This is a genomic window from Bacillus sp. EB01, from assembly GCF_000613125.1.
Lineage (GTDB): Bacteria > Bacillota > Bacilli > Bacillales > Cytobacillaceae > Bacillus_D.
Genome location: NZ_HG964497.1, coordinates 2,581,642 through 2,600,527 on the forward strand (window position 1 = coordinate 2,581,642; position 18,886 = coordinate 2,600,527).

The window sequence follows — 18,886 nt, forward strand, 5'->3', positions numbered from 1 at the left end:
TCTCATAGAGTGTGCATAAAACTCAAAAATTCTTGATAAAACGAAGAAAGTGTATCATAAAAGCCATAAATTCTTCATAAAACGCAAAAAGTGTGCCATAAAACTCAGAATTTCTGCTAAACACCTAGCATCTTGCTAGCGTTCTCTATTCCAGGTCCGAATCTTCAACTGAGTACACTTCTGGCTTTCCACTTTCCGTGTTCATAAGCCTGAACTGCTCGGGGGTAATTTTTAAAATGACGTAGTCTGGATCATCAGGACCCTTAAACCAGCCTTCAAAATCAGAATTCCAAAGCTTTTGTTTCATTTCTTCCGAATCATGAATGATTACCCTACCTTCAATTTCAACGAAACTATCCTTCAGGCCCTTTCCCTGATATCCAAGCAGGACATGAACATAAGGATTTTCCTCAAGGTCTCCTACCTTATGGGTATCCCGGTTTGATGCACAGTAGAGTGTAAGCCCTTCGTGGTAAAAATCCATATAACGAGAATAAGGTTTCCCGTTCCTTACAGTCGCAAGTGTTCCGGTTTTTTGGCTATCCAAAATGGACATTATTCTTTGCTTCAATGTTTCACTCAAAAAAATCCGCCTCCTTTATTGGTTCTCATTTAGTATCCCTATATCATTAAAAACAAAACCGAATATATGTGATATGAAGCTGTTAAAAGGGTATTATGGTAGGATAGTTGTATAAAGAATCTTACGAATGAACATAGAGGAGAAGCGCTATGAATAGAAAAATCAGAACCGGATTGCTTGCTGATACTGAAACAACAGGTCTGAAGCCGGGAAGCGATGAAATTATTGAACTTGGTATGATTTTGTTTTCCTATGACGACGAAACTGGGGAAATTGTCGATATCCTAGAAGAAGCTGAATTCCTTCGGGAGCCTCTGTCACAATCAGCGATTAGGAATTATCCCGGCGCATTCAGGGTACATGGCATACCGTTTGCCGATGTTAAGGGAAAGGTTTTTGATGATGAAAAGGTTATGAAGCTGTTCGGGCATTCCGATACAATTTTAGCTCATAATGCAACATTTGACCGAAGCTTTTTGTATCATATGTACCCTGAAGTCAACGAGCTGAAATGGTACTGCACGATGCGGAATATCCCGTGGAAGAAGTATGGCTTCCAGAGCGGCAGCCTTCTGTCACTTTTAAAAGCCCATGGAATCTCAGGGTCTCAGTCTCACAGAGCCATGGATGATATTGTTCAGCTAATGGCATTGTTGAAGGAGCCAAATCTGGATGGTTATCCATATTTAAAGGAAGTTTTATCGAAAAAACCTATGCGAAAATATGAACCCGCAGCATCAAAGTCAGGTTATCGGAATTGGCGTTCAACTAACAGGGGGACATCCTCTACCAACACCTGGGGTAATTAGAAGGGTTGGAGTATTTACATATCATCATTATTTTTCAAAGTAATTGGAGTGACTCTGATGGACTTTCGAACAACAAACTCATCTGAAGGAAGGCAAGTGCTTGCGGAACAACTTGCAAGACTATTTCATGAGCGTGCAGATGAAGTCGACAAACAAGGAAAATTTCCTTTTGAGAATTTTAATATTCTCAAGGAATCTGGATATACAACCCTAACTGTTCCTAAGGAATATGGCGGAATGGATATCTCTTTATTGGAACTGATTCAGCTTCAGGAAATTCTTGCTGAAGGCGATGGCTCGACAGCTTTAGCCGTTGGCTGGCATATGGGTATCATTAAGAATCTTTCTGAAAAAAGGCCATGGAAGGAAGAAGTTTTCCGCAAGGTATGTGAACACACCTTAATACACGGTTCACTTATAAATAGTGCTGCATCGGAGAAATCAACAGGAAGCCCGACCCGCGGCGGCAAACCACAGACGGCGGCAGTAAAAACCGGCGAGGTGTGGCGGCTGACCGGAAGAAAAATCTTTACCACCCTGTCTCCTGTACTGGATTTTGTACTTGTTTCCGCAAGCCTAGAGGGAAGGGATGAGGCGGGAATCTTCCTTATTCCAATGAATACTCCAGGTGTTTCGATTGAAGAAACATGGGACAGCATCTCAATGAGAGGCACAGGCAGCCATGATCTCGTGCTTCAGGATGTAGAAGTGAATGATGAACAACTAGTAGAAACAGCTTCGGGTAATAAAGCTCCCAACGGCTGGCTTCTTCATATCCCTGCATGCTATTTAGGAATTGCTTCGGCGGCCCAAACATATGCTATTTCGTTTGCAAAGAGTTATTCACCGAATAGCATTAATGGAACAATAAGTGAAATTCCAACAGTAAGGCAGCGAATTGGCGAAATGGAACTACTGCTTATGCAGTCAAGGCATTTCCTATATAGTGTGGCAAGGAAATGGGATGAATCTGATGAAGAGACTAGAAGTGGCATGCTCCCTGAACTGAATGCAGCCAAGATGTCCGTCGTTAATACAGCACAGAAAATTGTCGATCTCGCTATGCGTGTTATCGGGGCGAGCAGCTTGTCACAATCTAACCCGCTTCAAAGATACTACCGGGATGTCAGGGCTGGTCTGCACAACCCACCTATGGACGATATGACGATACAGGTGCTTGCAGCATCTGCATTGAACTCAAAAGGCAGCTAGTCTCGGATAAAGTGAACCTTCCATCAGTGGGGGTTTTGTTCCCCCCCACTGATGGTTAGTAGCGCAGAGCCCGATTGATTTTTCTAAGGGCTAAAGCCCCAAGAAAAATCTTAGTTTACCAATCGGACCTTTACGGGCATTTGAACCCCCACCTTTTCTTTTCGGCTATACTGGGAATCTTGAGGAAGGGGTTTTACTGCCCGTTAAGAGTGGGATAAATGCTCCTATCTTTGACAAGCTAAAGGGGAAAGGAGTGTTGACCTTGCCGAGAGGAAAAGAACTTCAACAGCTGCCAATGAGCAATATTGCTCCTGGGGCAGGCCAGGACCGAGGTCCATACGAACGCAGTTCTCTTAAGAGTATTACCAAGGACACCCAGCCACAGCCATCGTCGATTAGGGATGAACAGCTGGAAAAAAGCTGAGACACGTTATATAAAAATAACAAGCCCGCCAAGTGCGGGCTTGTTATTTTTACTCCTCTTTAAGTTCCTTTATTTCAATGACTGTTCTTTCTTCAAGCGGTCCCCTAAGATGAACGGTTGCTGTTTCCCCGTCATCATGTAATTCGTCTATCCAAACCTCTGCTCCATTGTATGTAACGTTAATATCCGCAGAAGAAGAAAGAATTTGTTTTACCCGATTTACATCCACCATAAATCATCCTTTCAAAATTAGATACCTATAGCATTAGCATCAAAACTGAAATTATCCAACAACATAGGCGGAAACACATTTCAGTACAAGCGGGTTCTTGTCCAATCGCGTACAAGTCCTTTTCATATGCTGTTATAAACAGAAGGAAGGAGGGGATTTACATGGGCAAACGAAGAAATAATAGAAGAAATAATAATAGAAATAATAACAGAAACAATAATAAAGTACGAGATGTTGAAGTCCTGTCAGATCGAGTGGTTATTCGGGCAGATCAATTAGTGGTCCTTGGCTCAGAAGATAATCGGAACCTTAACGATGATAGAGTCAGAGGAATTTTTGATCGAAATGATCGGAATGATCGAAATAGAAGGAACGGTAATGTAGCAGGCGAATTTAATAGAAATCGCCGGAACAACCGTAACGTGGGTGATGCCAGAGATAGAAACAACAGAGGATATAATCGCTGTGGTTGTTCAGAAGGCAGATATAACTCAAATTATGGTAATGTAGCAGGCACTGAAGACCGGAAACGTTGTGGACGTTGTACTGGCAGAGGAAATAATCGGGATTCCTATGATGTTGGCGGCAGCCAAGACATTTATCATAACAACTGCAGAGGACGCAGTTGGGAAAATTTCTGGTTCTAAATTTCCAGTTCGAAAATAAATATAATTACTCAGGAAATGGCCAAACCATTTCCTGTTTTTATTACCTAGTTTCTTCTATATAATATACGCTTTGACTGCGCTTTCATTTTTATTAAAAATGCCGGCTTGTGTCTTAAATCTTATAACGCCAATTTGAATAAGAGGTTTAGCGACTTAGGTCAAACCTGTATCGATGAGAGAAGACGACGAGTAGTTGATGCTGCAACGTGTTCTTTTTCACATGACTTCGAAAGTCAGTATTACTAATAATAATCAAAAAAAATCTTCAAAAATGATTATTGCCTAAATAGGATGCCGGGTTTATGATATCTAAGGAAGTCAGCAAAAGAAATTTTCCCAATAAGGAAGTCTTAAAGTGATCCCCAATCATAAGCCGGAAATTGTTAAACTAAATGAAACCTATAGTAAAAAGAATGGAATCGCTTCAACAATCGCCTTAAATCTTACAAATAACTATTTTTCCCTGTTTGCCCTTGGAGTATTAGGGGCTTCAAATTATCAAATCGGACTTATTAGTTCATTGCCTCAATTCGTTGGCATGTTTGCCATGTTTATCGGGTCGATTGCAATGGGCAGACTGTCTGAAAAGAAATTTTTTACAGCTTATTCAACCTTTTTCACAAGGCTGTTCCTGCTTGGCATGTTCTTTGTCGTCTATGTGCCAGCTGAATACAGGAGCTGGATATTCGTCCTATTGGTAGGTCTGATGAATCTTCCTGGTTCGTTTGCAACACTTAGCTGGCAATCGCTTATTGGCGACCTTGTACCTGATCACCGCCGAAACGGTTTTTTCAGTGAACGAAACAGGGTGTTGACGATTGTTGGAATGATCACGACTTTTACAATTGGAATCATTCTTCAGCAATTTGATAAGAACAATCCTGTTCCTTACCAGGCACTCTTCATAACCGCGTTTTTCGTAAGCCTTATTGAAGTTTACTATTTGATAAAGCATAAGGAAGAAAAAACCGGGACAAGCAAGAAATCGATATCACTTAAGCCTGATTTATCCATTTTTACATATAAGCCCTATTTATATTTCCTCATTTGCGGGTTGTATTTCAACTTTGGCTGGCAGATGGCTTGGCCATTGTTCAGTATTTACCAAATTTCCTATGCACATGCAGATGGTTTTTGGATTAGTATATTAACTGTAACAAATCAGCTTGCACAAATCATAAGCTTTAATTGGTGGGGCAGGATGGCAGACAAGCACGGAAATGCAAAAATGCTTATACTTGTAGCATTGGGCATGTCAATAGCACCGGTTTCATTTATCGTTTCAACGAATCTCGTCTACATCACCATTGCCAATGGCCTCTCGGGTTTCTTTGTATCCGGGACCGTCCTTATACTCTTCAACCAGCTACTGGAAGTGACTAAGGATGATAATCGGCACGCTTATATCGCAAACTATAATGTATTACTTGCAATAATTGGTTTCATTGCTCCACAGTTCGGGGTATTTCTTTTAGAAACATTAACTATTCATTTATCTATGTACATTTCCACTGCTATCCGTGCTTCGAGCGCGATTTTCTTCTTATTGTTTTTCCTTTATATAAAAAAGAGCAAGGCAGGGCAGTTAAAACAGGCTGGTTAACAAACAAAAGAGAAAGCGCATTCGCGCATGACTTATCGCAGGGAGTTAGCGCATTCGCCGCGATTATTGTTACGCTATCGCGTAATTTCGTGCGTTGTATTTTCAGGGAAGCTTTCCTTGGGGATCTGGACATACAAACTAACATAAAAGGAATGAGATTTTAATGGGGAATTGCAAGCTTGACCACACTTCAGAAGATGTCCAAAAAAAATATGAAACCCAAAGCCACTTACTTCCGTCTAATATACGTGACACCTTTTTGGACTGGCTAGACACAAACCCAACTCAGCTGGAGCTAAATGAAGTCTTTCATCTTTTAAAAAAATATGACCTTATCACCGATGAAGAACGTGGTGAGCGAGACCTCGAACTAGCACAAATCCTGTTGAAAAAAGAGGAAACGGGCCGATAAATATTGGCTGCACCAGGAAGAAACAAGCAGTATTATTAATTCCACTTTTTCCTATAATGTGTTATAGTAATTGAGGTTTGTTTACCTGTGTTGCTTTCGGTAAGTGAGAGGAGAATTAACATGCCACACCAACATTTAAAACAAATAGGGGATTGGAAAAACAGGCAATATTCCTTTTTCATTCTTGCCGTCGTCCTCTTTTGGCTAAAAACCTACAGTGCTTATCTTATTGAATTTAATCTTGGAATTGATAATGGACTCCAAAAATTCCTGCTGTTCCTAAACCCGCTTAGCTCAGCCTTATTTTTCTTTGGTATAGCTTTGCTCTTTCGCAAGAAAGTCCAATTCTGGGTGATAACAGTAACCAACTTGATTTTATCTTTTCTGCTCTACGCAAATATTGTGTATTACAGGTTCTTCGATGACTTCATCACATTGCCCGTGCTCATGCAAGCAAAAGTCAATGCAGGCCAGCTCGGTGATAGTGCTGCATCGCTGATGGGCCCATTGGATATTTTTTATTTTACGGATACAATTATCCTGGCAGTTCTTGCCTATAAGGCAATTGGACGGTTCAGGGAACCAGGCAAGCGCGCCTTCCGGATTGCAATGCTGTTTGCTGTTACTACATTCCTTTTCAATTTGGGTCTCGCTGAAAAGGATCGTCCACAGCTATTGACAAGGTCTTTTGACCGCGCATACCTCGTAAAATATCTCGGTACGTATAACTTTACCATTTACGATGCGATTCAAAACATACGCTCTTCCAGTGAGCGCGCACTCGCTGACAGTAACGATATTACCGAAATCGAGAACTACAGAAAAGCGAACTATTCAGAACCAGACCCTAAGCTTTTTGGTAAAGCTGAAGGTATGAATGTCGTCTATATCGCGCTTGAATCATTGCAAAGCTTCATTATTGATTACAAGCTAGAAGGCCAGGAAGTAACACCATTCCTGAATTCCCTTGCTAAGGATGATAACACGTTCTACTTCTCGAATGTGTACCACCAGACCAGCCAGGGGAAAACATCCGATGCTGAATTTCTAATGGAAAACTCGCTTTACCCTATGACTCAGGGTGCCGTTTTCATTAACAAAGCTCAAAACACATTCCATGCCATGCCGGCCATCCTTAAGAACCAGGGTTATACATCCGCGGTTTTCCATGGAAACTATAAAACATTCTGGAACCGGAATGTCATGTACAAGGCCTTGGGCTATGATGAGTTTTACGATGCCGAATATTACACCATGAAAGACGAAGAAGTGAAGAACTATGGATTGAAAGATAAGCCTTTCTTCAAGGAATCGATCCCGATGCTGGCAGGGATGAAGCAGCCTTTCTATACTAAATTCATTACGTTGTCTAACCATTTCCCATTTGAAATGGATCCGGGTGATACGGACTTCCCGTTAGGTACCACAGGGGATGATGTTGTTGATAATTATTTCACTTCGGCAAACTATATGGACCAGGCAATAGAACAATTCTTCAACGATTTGAAGTTAAATGGACTGTATGAAAATACAATGTTTGTGTTATACGGAGACCATTACGGTATTTCCGAAAACCATAATGAAGCAATGGCACAGGTGATTGGTGAAGAAGTGACTCCATTAAAGAATATGGAGTTGCAAAAGGTTCCTGTTATGATTCATATTCCTGGAGTTAAAGGCAAGCAGATAGAGAAGTTTGGCGGCCAAATCGATGTGCGCCCAACTGTCCTGCATTTGCTCGGCATTGACTCGAAAGATTACATGGAGCTTGGATCAGACCTTTTATCACCTAACCATCATGAAGTTGTTGGATTCAGGAATGGTGACTTCACCTCACCTGAAATCACTCAAATTAGTGATAAGTGCTATAACACTTCAACAGGTGAACTGATCGAAGAAGAATCAGAACTGTGCCTGGAGTATTCCGAAAAGGTTAAAACAGAGCTTCAAATGTCAGACGAATTGGTCTTGAAGGACTTGCTAAGATTCTATACGCCTAATGGATTCAAGCCAATAAATCCTGAGGATTATGAGTATATCAAGGAAGACGGACCAGTTAGCGATACAGAAGAATAATATTAAGAGCGAAAGGGATATCCCTTTCGCTCTTTTTTATTGGTTTAGCTTCTTCACTGTTATCTTGCTTTTCCTAGGCGATTTCTACCACATTTTTTGCTTTTTCTACCTGAGTCTCCGAATAATTCAACGTTATTCAATTCCTAAACCACTTTCCAGCCGGTACTGTAACGAAGGCACCTCAACGCTGCTGCCTGGTTCTTTATTTTCCCGGAGTAAAATGTATGGTACGATAAAAGAACATATATTCCCCAGAAAGGGGTGACAATGATGGAGGCTATCAATATATCTGCAAGGGCACTTGCTGAGTATGTTTATAGAAGTGGTAGCATTGAATTTGGGATTCGCCCGCAGACGGCAATGATAGAAGGGACAAGAGCTCACCAACTGATCCAGAAAGGCTATCATGAGGAAGATCAGAAAGAGGTGCCGCTTCGATTTAACATTTCTGCTGAAGGACTGGATTTTATCGTTGAAGGACGCTGTGACGGATTGCTTGTCAGGGATGGCTATCTGGTTATTGATGAAATTAAATCAACGGCAGGCAGCCTGAAATGGATTGAAGCTGATTCATATCCTGTCCATTGGGCACAGGCGAAGTGCTATGCCTATGCTATTGCCTTAGAACACGACCTTGAGGAAATTGACATCCAATTGACCTATGTACAAAGGGGTACAAACGATACAAAGATTTTCATCTCTACTTTTTCAATAGTGGAGCTTGAAGAGTTCCTCCATTTTGCGTTAAAGGTTTACGCTCCTTTTGCAAAAATGAAGCTTTCACATTTTGAGAAAAAGATAGGGTCCGCTAAACGTCTCGAATTTCCACACTCAGCCTACAGGCAAGGCCAGCGTCTTCTCGCAGGTACCGTTTACCGGAGCATTAAGGAAGGGAATACCTTATTCGCCAACGCTCCTACTGGTATCGGAAAAACGATATCTACGCTTTTCCCAAGTATAAAAGCAATCGGCGAAGGGGTCATAGACCATATCTTTTACATAACTGCGCGCACAACAACCAGGCATGCCGCCGAAGAAGCTCTATCGTTAATGGCTGCCAATGGGCTGCATTTAACTTCGGTCACAATTACGGCAAAGGATAAAATCTGTTTCAGGGAAGATGAAGGATGTCCGGGAGAAGGCTGTCCATTTACAGAAGGCTACTATGATCGAATAAACGAAGCAATTCTTGATATCTATGAACATGAAACGAGGATAAATCGTACGGTCCTGGAACATTACGCGAGAAAACATCAATTGTGCCCATTTGAATTTTCATTGGATGTAGCTTATCACGCCGATGCGGTTATTTGTGATTATAACTATATTTATGACCCCCGTGTTTCCTTAAAAAGGCTTTTTGATGAGAAGAAAAAGCGTACAGCACTTCTTGTTGATGAGGCACATAACCTACCGGATAGAGCGCGGGAGATGTTCTCAGCCGTCCTAGAAAAGCAAGGCTATCTCGCCGTTAAAAGAGACTATAAAAAATCAAACTCCGGATTGTCAAAATCTGCTGGCAAAATCAATCAGTATTTTGTGGATAGAAAGAAAGAACTTGAAGGCAGGCATGCGTTTTTGCTGGAAGGTGTTCCAGAGGATTTGCTCGAAGCCATTGAGGAGTTTGCTGATGAAGCCGAAGCAGAGTTGGTAAAAGGCCAGGAAGTTTCCGAGGAATTACTTGATGCGTTCTTTTCGGCACAAAATTTTATCCGGACTGCCGGATTTTATAATGAGAAGTATTGCGCATATTTTTCACACGAACGAAATGAAACGTCAGTAAAGCTGCTTTGCCTTGATCCTTCAGAGCTGGTAAAGAAGGCGGGCAAAGCGTTCAGGAGTAAAATATTCTTTTCGGCTACTCTCGTACCAGGAGACTATTTTAAGGAAATGCTCGGAGCGGAAGAGGAAGATGAGGTTATTTCCATACCATCGCCGTTTAGCAGAGAGCAGGTTGACGTATTTATTAGCCCGTTGTCAACGCGCTACAAAGTAAGGGATGCATCTTATTCGCCGATCGCCGAAATGGTTGAGATGCTGGTTAAAGAAAGGCCGGGTAACTATTTTTGCTTTTTTCCTTCATATCTCTATCTGAAGGAAGTATCTGAACGGTTTAATCCAGGGGAAGAAATAGATGTTCTCATCCAGCAATCACAAATGACCGAGGAGGAACGTGATCAGTTTCTAAGCAACTTTGAAGCGGGCCGCGCAAGGAGTCTCGTTGCTTTTGCGGTAATGGGAGGCATTTTTTCAGAGGGTGTCGATCTTCCTGGTGACAAACTGAATGGGGTTATTATTACTGGTGTCGGGCTTCCTCAGCTGTCCTTTGAGCGGGATATTTTGAAACACTATTATACCTCCATTGGGAAAAATGGCTATGATTATTCATATACCTTCCCGGGACTCGTCAAGGTTCTCCAGGCAGGCGGCCGCTTGATTCGCTCGGAGGAGGATACCGGGACAATCTTGCTAATTGATGACCGCTTTTTGCAAAAAAAGTATCTTAACCTATTTCCGAATGAATGGAAAGAGTTCACGATATTAAATTAGTATTCATAAAAAAGGGTGTCCGAGCCATTAGGTCGGGACACCCTTATTCATATTTATCTTTTACTAAAACCTTCCTCAGCCATATACTCCAGTACTTCACGATAATCGCCGAAGCTTTCTTCGAGATTGGCACCAAAATACACATTCCATAGCTCATCTTCGTTGATGACGATCAGTTTTTGATTTTCTTTATTTACCCATGATTCTTCCAAGGAGCCATTCGGTTGTTCAGAGCTTTCTTCTTCCTCGCCGGACATCAGGGCAATCGTTTTGGAAATCAGTTCCCGGAGCTCTTTTTCTGTGAAATCCCTGATATTGACGAGTCCCTTTTGTTCAATCTGATAGCCAGGCTGTCCTGCTGCATAAACGTAGCCATTCCCATTTGGATGCAGATGATAGATTACATTCTTTTTTTCGGTGGCACTTTCTTCAAATTGGAAATTGACACGGCCTAACGAAACATCTTTACGTGTTAATTCCGGAAAAGATTCTATGATTGCAAGTTTTTGTTCAAACGTTAACATATAGCCTCCAGCAAGTTGAATTTTCATTCAGTATAACAATCATTGAGGGTTGCCGCAAATGCATGCTCTCTGAATGAAAATAAGGAAAGCGGGGAATAAGTCAAAAGAGCGAATTAAAAGGAGGCAGTATTATGGAGAACGAATACGAGAAGAAAATTATCCCTATGACAAGCATTAATTCTGGAATTGGTGAACAAGTGACGGATGATTTATACTATTTTCCGATCCAGATTGTCAATGTTGTGTTTTATGGCCAGCCTGGTGAAGGCAACGATTGGGTCCTGATTGATGCAGGAATGCCCAGATCAGCGGATACTATTATAAACGAAGCTGAGGAGCGGTTTGGGATAGACACCCCTCCGAAGGCGCTAATTTTGACACATGGCCACTTTGACCATGTCGGGGCAATTGTTGATCTCATTGAAAAATGGAATATGCCTGTGTTCGCCCATCCTCTTGAGCAGCCTTTTTTGACTGGCCAACAGGACTACCCGGAACCAGATCCAACTGTAGAGGGAGGCATGCTGGCAAAAATCTCACCTTACTATCCAAATGAAGCAATCGTGTTGGATCGTAATCTAGAACTGCTTCCCGGCGATGGGACCGTTCCCTTTATGGAAGGCTGGAAATGGATTCATACTCCTGGGCATACTGAGGGACATGTGTCTTTGTTCAGAGAATCGGACCGTTCACTTATTGCGGGAGATGCCTTCGTTACCGTCAGGCAGGACTCTCTCTATAAGGTTTTCACTCAAGAAATGGAAATCACAGGGCCGCCTCGCTACCTGACAACCGATTGGGCAACCGCGAAAGCTTCTGTTCAGGCATTGGAGGCACTGAAGCCGAAAGTAGCGATCACTGGGCACGGCCGTCCTGTCAATGGTGAGGAGCTTCTAGTTGGACTCCGGAATCTTGCGGATCAATTTGATTCAATAGCTGTTCCCGACTACGGTAAGTATGTGGATGGGGAGAAATAAAATAGTTTTTCAAGGACATTTTGACTTTCTGGAGAAGCCTATTGTCCCTGAAATTGACTTTCGAGGACATTTTCACTTGATGAGTGACCCATATTGTACTTGAAACAGTATTTCAAGGACATTTCCACTTGGTCAGGTACCTATTTTGTCCTTGATATAAGGAAAATAAAGCAAGCCATTTGTACCTAATCCCCATAAAACAGGGCATCCGCTCCAAATCGCGGATGCCCTTATCTTATCGTTTTAGAACATCAGTCAGTTTAAACAAATAGCTTCCTATGACCTCTAGTCCTTTGTCGAAGTTTTCCAGATTGAAATGCTCGTTCGGTGCATGGAAGTTCTCATCAGCCAGCCCGAAGCCCATTAAAACAACCGGAATCTGAAGAATTCCACTGAAGTCGGCAACGATTGGGATGGAGCCGCCTCCACGGATATAAGCTGTTGGAACACCATAAACTTCTTCGTAAGCCTGGCCTGCTGCCTGGATTACAGGATGATCAAAAGGAGTGATGAATGCAGCTCCCTTGTCAAATTGTGAAACTGAAACAGTCACACCTTTTGGAGCGACTTTTTTCACATGAGCTTCAAGCAGGTCGGCAATTTCTTGTGGGTCCTGGTCGGGAACAAGCCGGCAGGTTATTTTTGCATAGGCTTCTGAAGGAATGACTGTTTTAATTCCGTCGCCCTGGAAACCTCCGTAAATTCCATTTACCTCAAGAGTCGGCCGTGCATAAATACGCTCTAGCGCTGTAAAGCCTTCTTCGCCGAAAAGCTCGGGGACACCGAGCTGGCCGCGCAAAGCTTCTTCACTCTGGTTTAAGCTTTCGAATTCAGCACGCTCTTCATCCGAAAGCTGACGGACCTTATCATAAAATCCATCCACACTAATTACACCATTTGAACCTCGAAGCGAGGAAAGGATTTCTACAAGTGCATGGAGCGGGTTTTGGACGGCGCCGCCATACAGCCCCGAATGAAGATCCCCCGCGGCACCTTTCACATCAATCTGTATTCCAGCCAGTCCGCGTAATCCATAAACAATCGCAGGCTTCCCGCGTTCAAGCATAGTAGTATCTGAAATAACCAATACATCCGCAGCAAGAAGCTCTTTATTTTCTTCGACAAAAGAAGGGAGAGTCGGGCTTCCGATTTCTTCTTCACCTTCAATAAGGAACTTAATATTTACAGGCAGCTTGCCAACTGTTTGAAATATTGCCTCAACAGCCTTCATGTGCATGAAAATCTGGCCTTTGTCATCACTGGAACCACGTGCATATAACTTGCCTTCACGTATCGTCGCCTCGAAAGGAGGGCTATCCCAAAGTTCCACCGGGTCAACCGGCTGTACATCATAATGCCCATACACTAGTACGGTCGGTGCGCCCTCAGCCTGAATCCATTCCCCATAAACAATTGGATGGCCTTTACCAGTAAACACCTCTGCCCGGCTGAGCCCAACTTCCTTTAGCATCGCAGCCGTCCAATTAGCCGCGTTAAGCATTTCCTCACGGTAAGAGGGGAGGGCTGAGATACTTGGGATGGCTAGGTACTCGGTTAGCTCTGCTAAATGCTTATCACAATTATGTAGAAAATAGTCCTTTAGTTTTTGATTCAATTGAATTCCTCCTTTGCTTTCATTTTAAACTTCTATACCCGAAAGAAAAACACCTTTTAATTATACATTTTTTAAAAAAAGATTGAAAATTGAGTTTAGATGTGTAAAATTACACTTAAGGAGTAATTTTTGGATAACCTACCAAGTTTTTCAGGGGGATGAATATGGAGTCTAATCAGAGAGAAGAAGAGAGGCAGCTTTTTAGAAAAGTATTATTTGATATGAGAAACAAAGGATATATCGAGCCTGAAATTGCCAATAACGTTGGCAAAGCACATCTGCAGTATCATCTCGACCTTTTGGAGGAGGCTGCATTGCAAGAGACTGACCAGATTAGTTCTCAACCCAAGACTCCTGTTCAGCTGTATCCAAAACCTACCGTCAAGAAAACAGCAGAGCCTTCTGCTGGAAAAGTCGAACTCCCTGCAACGCCCAAATACGTGCCAAAACCTAAAAAGGTACTTACATCTGAACAAATCCGTGAGCGCAATATTAGCTGGCTGTTAAACATCGGCGTTATATTCCTTTTAATTGGCGGCTTGTTTGTTGCAACAAGCAATTGGGAGTCAATGAGCTCACTTATGAAGAGCAGTTCCATCGCTCTTGTCTCTCTGGTATTCTTTGGGTTTGCTTATCTTTCGGAAAAAGTGCTGAAAATTGAAAGGACAGCGTTCGCATTTATCATCCTCGGCAGTTTGTTTTTACCAATTTTTGTCCTATCCCTTGGATGGTTTGGTCTGCTAGGTTCTTATTTATCAGTTGATGGGGAAGGAAAGTTCTTTCTTGGTTTTTTAGGCAGCTTTTTCCCAGCACTTGTTTATATTGCTTTTGCAAAAAAGAAATCATCCAGGCTTTTCGTCTGGTTCTCATTCGTTGCGTTTTCTTTCGCTGCGGGTTTCCTGCTGGCAGCATTAAAGCTAGGAATTGACTATTTTTATCTGGGAATTATGCTTTATAATGCATTGTTCATTTTTGTATATTTCACATACCGTAATCGCGAGTCACTTAAGATTTTTGCAAAAGAATTCCCGGTCTACATTCAGGCCAATTTGATTCTTTCAACTTTGTTAATGCTCTTCTTTTATGATAATGAACTTTTCTATAGCTTCAATTTGATTCTGACAGCTTTTGTCTATCTGTCGATGATGTTTGTCAGTGGCAAAAAGGAATATCATTTCATATTCAGCGCGATGATTGTTTATGGTGCGTACCAGCTAATAGAACATTCGGTTTTTGAAACAGTTGATGCGATTTTTTATGCGCTGCTTGCATTTGGATTTGTTTTTGTACCAAAAGCATTAAAAGGAGCCTTCTTGCTAGAACGTGCGTTCAGATATACAAGTGCCGCAGTTTCCATTCTCGCCTTTTTGTATATTACAATTGAAGGCTTCCTGGTAAGGGGGGGAGAAGCATCAATCGTCCTCCTAATTGCCTATTTGATTATTGCGGGAAATTTCTTATTCCTATTCTCTATTGAAAAAAAACGATTGTTTCCATATTTAAGTGCCGCCTTCCTTGGTTCTGCTTTTTTTGAAGCTTCGGGGCTGTTCGATACCTATGTGCTTGAAGTAAGCTTTCAGTCAGCTATTTTTACAGCTGGGTTACTGCTGTTTGGGCTAATTGGCTGGCTTGGTACGAAAAAGCCTATTAATATGCTAAGGCAACCAGCGAGGGAACTTGGCCTAACAGCAATGCTGTTTTCTATAATTCTCGCCCAGGGGTTTCAGGAATGGCTGGAACTTGGGATTATGCTATTGTTTTTTGGTGCTGCCGTGCTTGGGCTGCGGAAACTGGATGACAGAGCGGTGGTTAAGCACGTGGCAGCCTGGGCAGCACCTCTTTCTTTCGGATTGTCGGTTATAGCCTTTTGGCAAAGGGCAGGGATTCAAAATGCATTTATAGATATAGACCTTGGATCCCCTGTTTATTTTGGAATCTCAGGTGCAATCCTGCTCCTAGTATCCATTATTGTTTTGAAAACACGTGACAGTGAACTTGAAAAGACCTTCTTTTATACAGGGCAGGGGATGTATACACTAGGCATTTTGTTGCTGAGCAGCGGTGGCAGCGATCCTGATTGGGTCCGTCCCGGACTTATGCTTGGAGGAATTCTATGCTATTGGATTCTGTTCAAACGGCAAACGCAACAGTGGTCTTCAATTTTGCTGGGTGTTGTTGTCCTAAGTTTTTATTTTTCGGCAGCAGCATCGGCTAATGGTCAGCTTCAGCTTTCAAATTCAATAAACTCGATTATCATACCTGGCGGGGCAGTGTTCTTGCTGCTGCTTTCACTTGGTTTTAGGAATAGGAATCGACTTCTTTATTGGGGATTTGCATGGCTTGGCCATCTAGTATTGCCCTTCACTTTGGCGCTGTCCTGGGCGGTCGATTCTGATTGGTCTTTACTCAGTTTCCTTTTGGCAATAGCAATTTACACAATCAGCAGCCTTCTGACCGAAGACTTTAGGAAAAAAATTATTTTCTTGTATACTGCTTATATCACAGTATTTATATCCGTATACAAGGTCCTCGATTTTTCTATTGACGGATATTACGGGAACTATGAATACCCGATTGCCAGCATGATATTTATATTGAGTTGGATGTTTTTAAAAGGAAAAGTAAAGGAATGGGCAGCCTATTATATTTCCGGGTTTTCAATGTTAGGTATTGGGTTTATGTGCTTTACCTATCCATTTACACAGCTAGCGTTCACCGTAACAGTTCTTTACGGAATTGGAACTCTGTTATTCCTTCACAAAAACAAACTGGATGTACTTGGATTTGTTCCACTGCTGCTAATATTTTTTGCCTCAATAGAATTTGCCGCTGGTTCGTCTTTTTCAGACACATTAATCTTCATTGCGGCAGGTGCCGCAGGCCTGGTCCATGTGGCAGCAGGTAAGTATGTCTATTCAAAACTTTATCAGGGAATTGGGGATTTTAAAAAGCTTGAAATTGACTCGTATACAATAGTTTCATTCCTTTACTTCACCTATATGTATCAGTTTGCAGATAAGGCACTCTGGATGGCTCCGTTGCCTGGATTGTTCATCGCTATTACCGTATGGCTGCAAAAGAGCCGTGTTGACAAAGCTATTGGCTTCTTCGTACCTGCCGTAACAGGAGTGATCCTGCTTCAGCCATATTATGAGTTCATTGGCCGCTTTGATATACCAGCCCTTTTCGAAAGAGAAGCTTGGGTACTGCCAATCGTTGCATTGGCAATTTTCCTTCGAAAGGCAATGAAGGGACGATACCTCAATGTGACCAGCAACCTTCAGTGGGCAGCGCTGCTGATTTCGGCGATTTTGCTTATCCAGGATGGGCTTGCGAGTTCCACTGTTTATGATGCGCTTATTCTGGGAACACTTTCGCTTGTTTCATTGCTTGCAGGTATGTTCCTAAGGATAAAATCCTACTTCTTTATAGGAGCCGGTGTACTGTTGTTGAATGTTTTCCTTCAAACCCGTCCGTTCTGGGGGAATCTGCCTTGGTGGGGTTATTTGTTAGTAGCAGGCACTTTGTTAATCGGAATTGCCTCCTTCAATGAGTGGAATAAACAAAGGGGAGAAAGTGGCGGAGAACCCATTGGCCAGAAATTAAAACGAAAGGTTACAAATGCCCTAAAAGGCTGGAACTAACCACAAAAGCGCAAGCGCCTTCGTGACAGCCAAAGTGCCGCCTGTCCCTGCGATGACTATTCTGGGAGCTTTCCTTAGTGGTCATCGCCGTACAAAATGGAGGGGCTTCGACTGAGATAAAGGAATCACGAAGAGCGTTAGCGCATTCGTGCATGACTTATCGTAGGGAGGAGCCCTGAAGTTTGCGCACGCGTAGGTGCTCCTCATTACGCTATCGCGTAATTTCGTGCGATGCTTATGCTGCCGAAGCCTTCCTTGTGGAGCTAGACGTAGACGAGCTAGATAAAAAAGTTATTCCAGTCGCGAAATCTAAAGTTTCCTTAACATGAACAAAAAGGGAAATTTAAGTAATTTCTCTTGACGGAAAAAGCTTCGAAATCTAAAATAAATAACATAGTCCTTAAAGGGGAGTAGCTAAGACAGCAAAGTCGTCATGACGGGTGTACCCCGGCTTTGCTGGCAACCGCCAGTTGTAAGCGAGACCTTTACCGCATACCGGTAAGGGTCTTTTTGTTTGCAAAAACAGTAACATCTTTTCTTTGTTAATTGGCCGTTTCAACGCCAAGCTTGTATTCATTCTCCTTTTTAATAAGCAAAGCCAGCGTTACCCGGTGGCGCACTGGAAAAATATGCAGTGTTATCTGTTTTTAATATAGGGAAATAGTACATAGGATTTCTTTTCAATGGGGTGTTTAAATGAGAAAGGTTTGGAAAAGAATCAGACTAGTTTTCAAAGTAAGGAAGTTTGGTCCCTTTTTAATGGACTTCTTCAGATCCGGCCATGTTTCCTTTAAAAAGAAGCTGCTGTCGGCAGGGCTGATCATAGGCTATTTTTTATTGCCTATCGATTTGATTCCTGACTTTTTAACAATGTTTGGGTTGATTGATGATGTTGGAATTTTATTATTTGTATTTCAGCAAATCATCCAGCTGGCACCAGATTCTTTAAGGCAAAAGCATGGGATGGAGATTGAATGATTTTCAGTTTCAATGTAAACATTAAGTTCATGGAGTGATTTGTGTATGGAATTATTTTCACCTGAGTTTTGGGCAGCATTGGGTTCGCTAATTATTATTGACCTTGTTCTGGCAGGGGATAACGCAATCGTAATTGGCCTTGCCGCACGAAACCTTCCAAAAAAACAACAAAAACAAGCAATTATCTGGGGAACAGTTGGAGCGATTGTCATACGGGCAACCGCAACCATCCTTGTCGTTTATTTGTTGGAGATTCCTGGCCTTCGTCTAATTGGCGGATTATTATTGCTCGTAATAGCCTATAAATTGCTGACCGAGGAAAGCGGGCACGAGGTAAAGGCTCAAACAACATTTTGGGGAGCCATTTGGACAATCATTGTAGCTGATGCACTAATGGGCCTTGATAATGTATTGGCAGTAGCCGGTGCCGCGGATGGACACCCACTGCTTGTCATTCTCGGATTGCTGATTTCAATTCCAATTGTTGTATGGGGAAGTACAATTATATTGAAATGGATGGAGCGCTTTCCTATCATTATTACAATTGGGGCAGCCGTCCTCGCTTACACAGCAGCAAAA

General features: G+C 42.3%; 16 protein-coding genes. 12 read left to right on the forward strand and 4 right to left on the reverse strand.

Annotated features, from left to right (window positions below; translation table 11 throughout):
* Nucleotides 1-145 precede the first annotated feature (145 nt).
* Complete coding sequence (locus tag TY16_RS11845) at nucleotides 146-583, reverse strand: pyridoxamine 5'-phosphate oxidase family protein (protein WP_331281059.1); 438 nt, start codon at nucleotides 581-583, stop codon at nucleotides 146-148.
* A gap of 149 nt (nucleotides 584-732) precedes the next feature.
* Between TY16_RS11845 and TY16_RS11850 the strand changes: the two genes are divergently transcribed.
* The 3 genes from TY16_RS11850 (at nucleotide 733) to TY16_RS26580 (ending at nucleotide 3,028) form a co-directional block, all read left to right on the forward strand.
* Nucleotides 733-1,392 (forward strand): exonuclease domain-containing protein, encoded by a 660-nt coding sequence (locus TY16_RS11850; protein WP_043932141.1) that lies wholly within the window; start codon nucleotides 733-735, stop codon nucleotides 1,390-1,392.
* A gap of 57 nt (nucleotides 1,393-1,449) precedes the next feature.
* The gene (locus TY16_RS11855) at nucleotides 1,450-2,604 is read left to right on the forward strand and encodes an acyl-CoA dehydrogenase family protein (protein ID WP_043932142.1); all 1,155 of its coding nucleotides are present in this window, start codon (nucleotides 1,450-1,452) and stop codon (nucleotides 2,602-2,604) included.
* Nucleotides 2,605-2,866: 262 nt separating this feature from the next.
* The gene (locus tag TY16_RS26580) at nucleotides 2,867-3,028 is read left to right on the forward strand and encodes a hypothetical protein (protein WP_043932143.1); all 162 of its coding nucleotides are present in this window, start codon (nucleotides 2,867-2,869) and stop codon (nucleotides 3,026-3,028) included.
* Nucleotides 3,029-3,077: 49 nt separating this feature from the next.
* Here TY16_RS26580 and TY16_RS11865 read toward each other — a convergent pair whose 3' ends face one another.
* Entirely contained in the window at nucleotides 3,078-3,257 is a 180-nt protein-coding gene (locus TY16_RS11865) for an H-type small acid-soluble spore protein (RefSeq protein WP_043932144.1), read from the reverse strand.
* Between the two features lie 164 nt (nucleotides 3,258-3,421).
* Between TY16_RS11865 and TY16_RS11870 the strand changes: the two genes are divergently transcribed.
* The 5 genes from TY16_RS11870 (at nucleotide 3,422) to TY16_RS11890 (ending at nucleotide 10,569) form a co-directional block, all read left to right on the forward strand.
* Entirely contained in the window at nucleotides 3,422-3,907 is a 486-nt protein-coding gene (locus TY16_RS11870; RefSeq protein WP_043932145.1) for a hypothetical protein, read from the forward strand.
* A gap of 376 nt (nucleotides 3,908-4,283) precedes the next feature.
* Nucleotides 4,284-5,531, forward strand: a complete 1,248-nt coding sequence (locus TY16_RS11875) for an MFS transporter (RefSeq protein ID WP_231505602.1) — start codon at nucleotides 4,284-4,286, stop codon at nucleotides 5,529-5,531.
* A gap of 163 nt (nucleotides 5,532-5,694) precedes the next feature.
* On the forward strand, nucleotides 5,695-5,943 hold the full coding sequence (locus tag TY16_RS11880; RefSeq protein WP_043932146.1) for a hypothetical protein: 249 nt from the start codon (nucleotides 5,695-5,697) through the stop codon (nucleotides 5,941-5,943).
* A gap of 120 nt (nucleotides 5,944-6,063) precedes the next feature.
* Nucleotides 6,064-8,019, forward strand: a complete 1,956-nt coding sequence (locus tag TY16_RS11885; protein ID WP_043932147.1) for an LTA synthase family protein — start codon at nucleotides 6,064-6,066, stop codon at nucleotides 8,017-8,019.
* Nucleotides 8,020-8,289: 270 nt separating this feature from the next.
* Nucleotides 8,290-10,569 (forward strand): helicase C-terminal domain-containing protein, encoded by a 2,280-nt coding sequence (locus tag TY16_RS11890; protein ID WP_331281060.1) that lies wholly within the window; start codon nucleotides 8,290-8,292, stop codon nucleotides 10,567-10,569.
* 53 nt (nucleotides 10,570-10,622) lie between these two features.
* Here TY16_RS11890 and TY16_RS11895 read toward each other — a convergent pair whose 3' ends face one another.
* Entirely contained in the window at nucleotides 10,623-11,093 is a 471-nt protein-coding gene (locus TY16_RS11895) for a hypothetical protein (RefSeq protein ID WP_043932149.1), read from the reverse strand.
* A 131-nt stretch (nucleotides 11,094-11,224) separates the two neighbouring features.
* On the opposite strand from TY16_RS11895, the gene TY16_RS11900 reads away from it, so the two are divergent.
* Nucleotides 11,225-12,070, forward strand: a complete 846-nt coding sequence (locus tag TY16_RS11900) for an MBL fold metallo-hydrolase (RefSeq protein WP_043932150.1) — start codon at nucleotides 11,225-11,227, stop codon at nucleotides 12,068-12,070.
* A gap of 235 nt (nucleotides 12,071-12,305) precedes the next feature.
* On the opposite strand, the gene TY16_RS11905 is transcribed toward TY16_RS11900, so the two are convergent.
* Nucleotides 12,306-13,685 (reverse strand): dipeptidase, encoded by a 1,380-nt coding sequence (locus tag TY16_RS11905; protein WP_043932151.1) that lies wholly within the window; start codon nucleotides 13,683-13,685, stop codon nucleotides 12,306-12,308.
* A gap of 164 nt (nucleotides 13,686-13,849) precedes the next feature.
* On the opposite strand from TY16_RS11905, the gene TY16_RS11910 reads away from it, so the two are divergent.
* The 3 genes from TY16_RS11910 to TY16_RS11920 form a co-directional block, all read left to right on the forward strand.
* Nucleotides 13,850-17,329 (forward strand): hypothetical protein, encoded by a 3,480-nt coding sequence (locus tag TY16_RS11910; RefSeq protein ID WP_052342697.1) that lies wholly within the window; start codon nucleotides 13,850-13,852, stop codon nucleotides 17,327-17,329.
* 696 nt (nucleotides 17,330-18,025) lie between these two features.
* A complete protein-coding gene (locus TY16_RS11915; protein WP_043932152.1) occupies nucleotides 18,026-18,307 on the forward strand; it encodes a YkvA family protein in 282 nt (93 codons plus the stop codon).
* A 45-nt stretch (nucleotides 18,308-18,352) separates the two neighbouring features.
* A partial coding sequence (locus tag TY16_RS11920; protein WP_043932153.1) for a TerC family protein occupies nucleotides 18,353-18,886 on the forward strand: 534 nt, incomplete at its 3' end.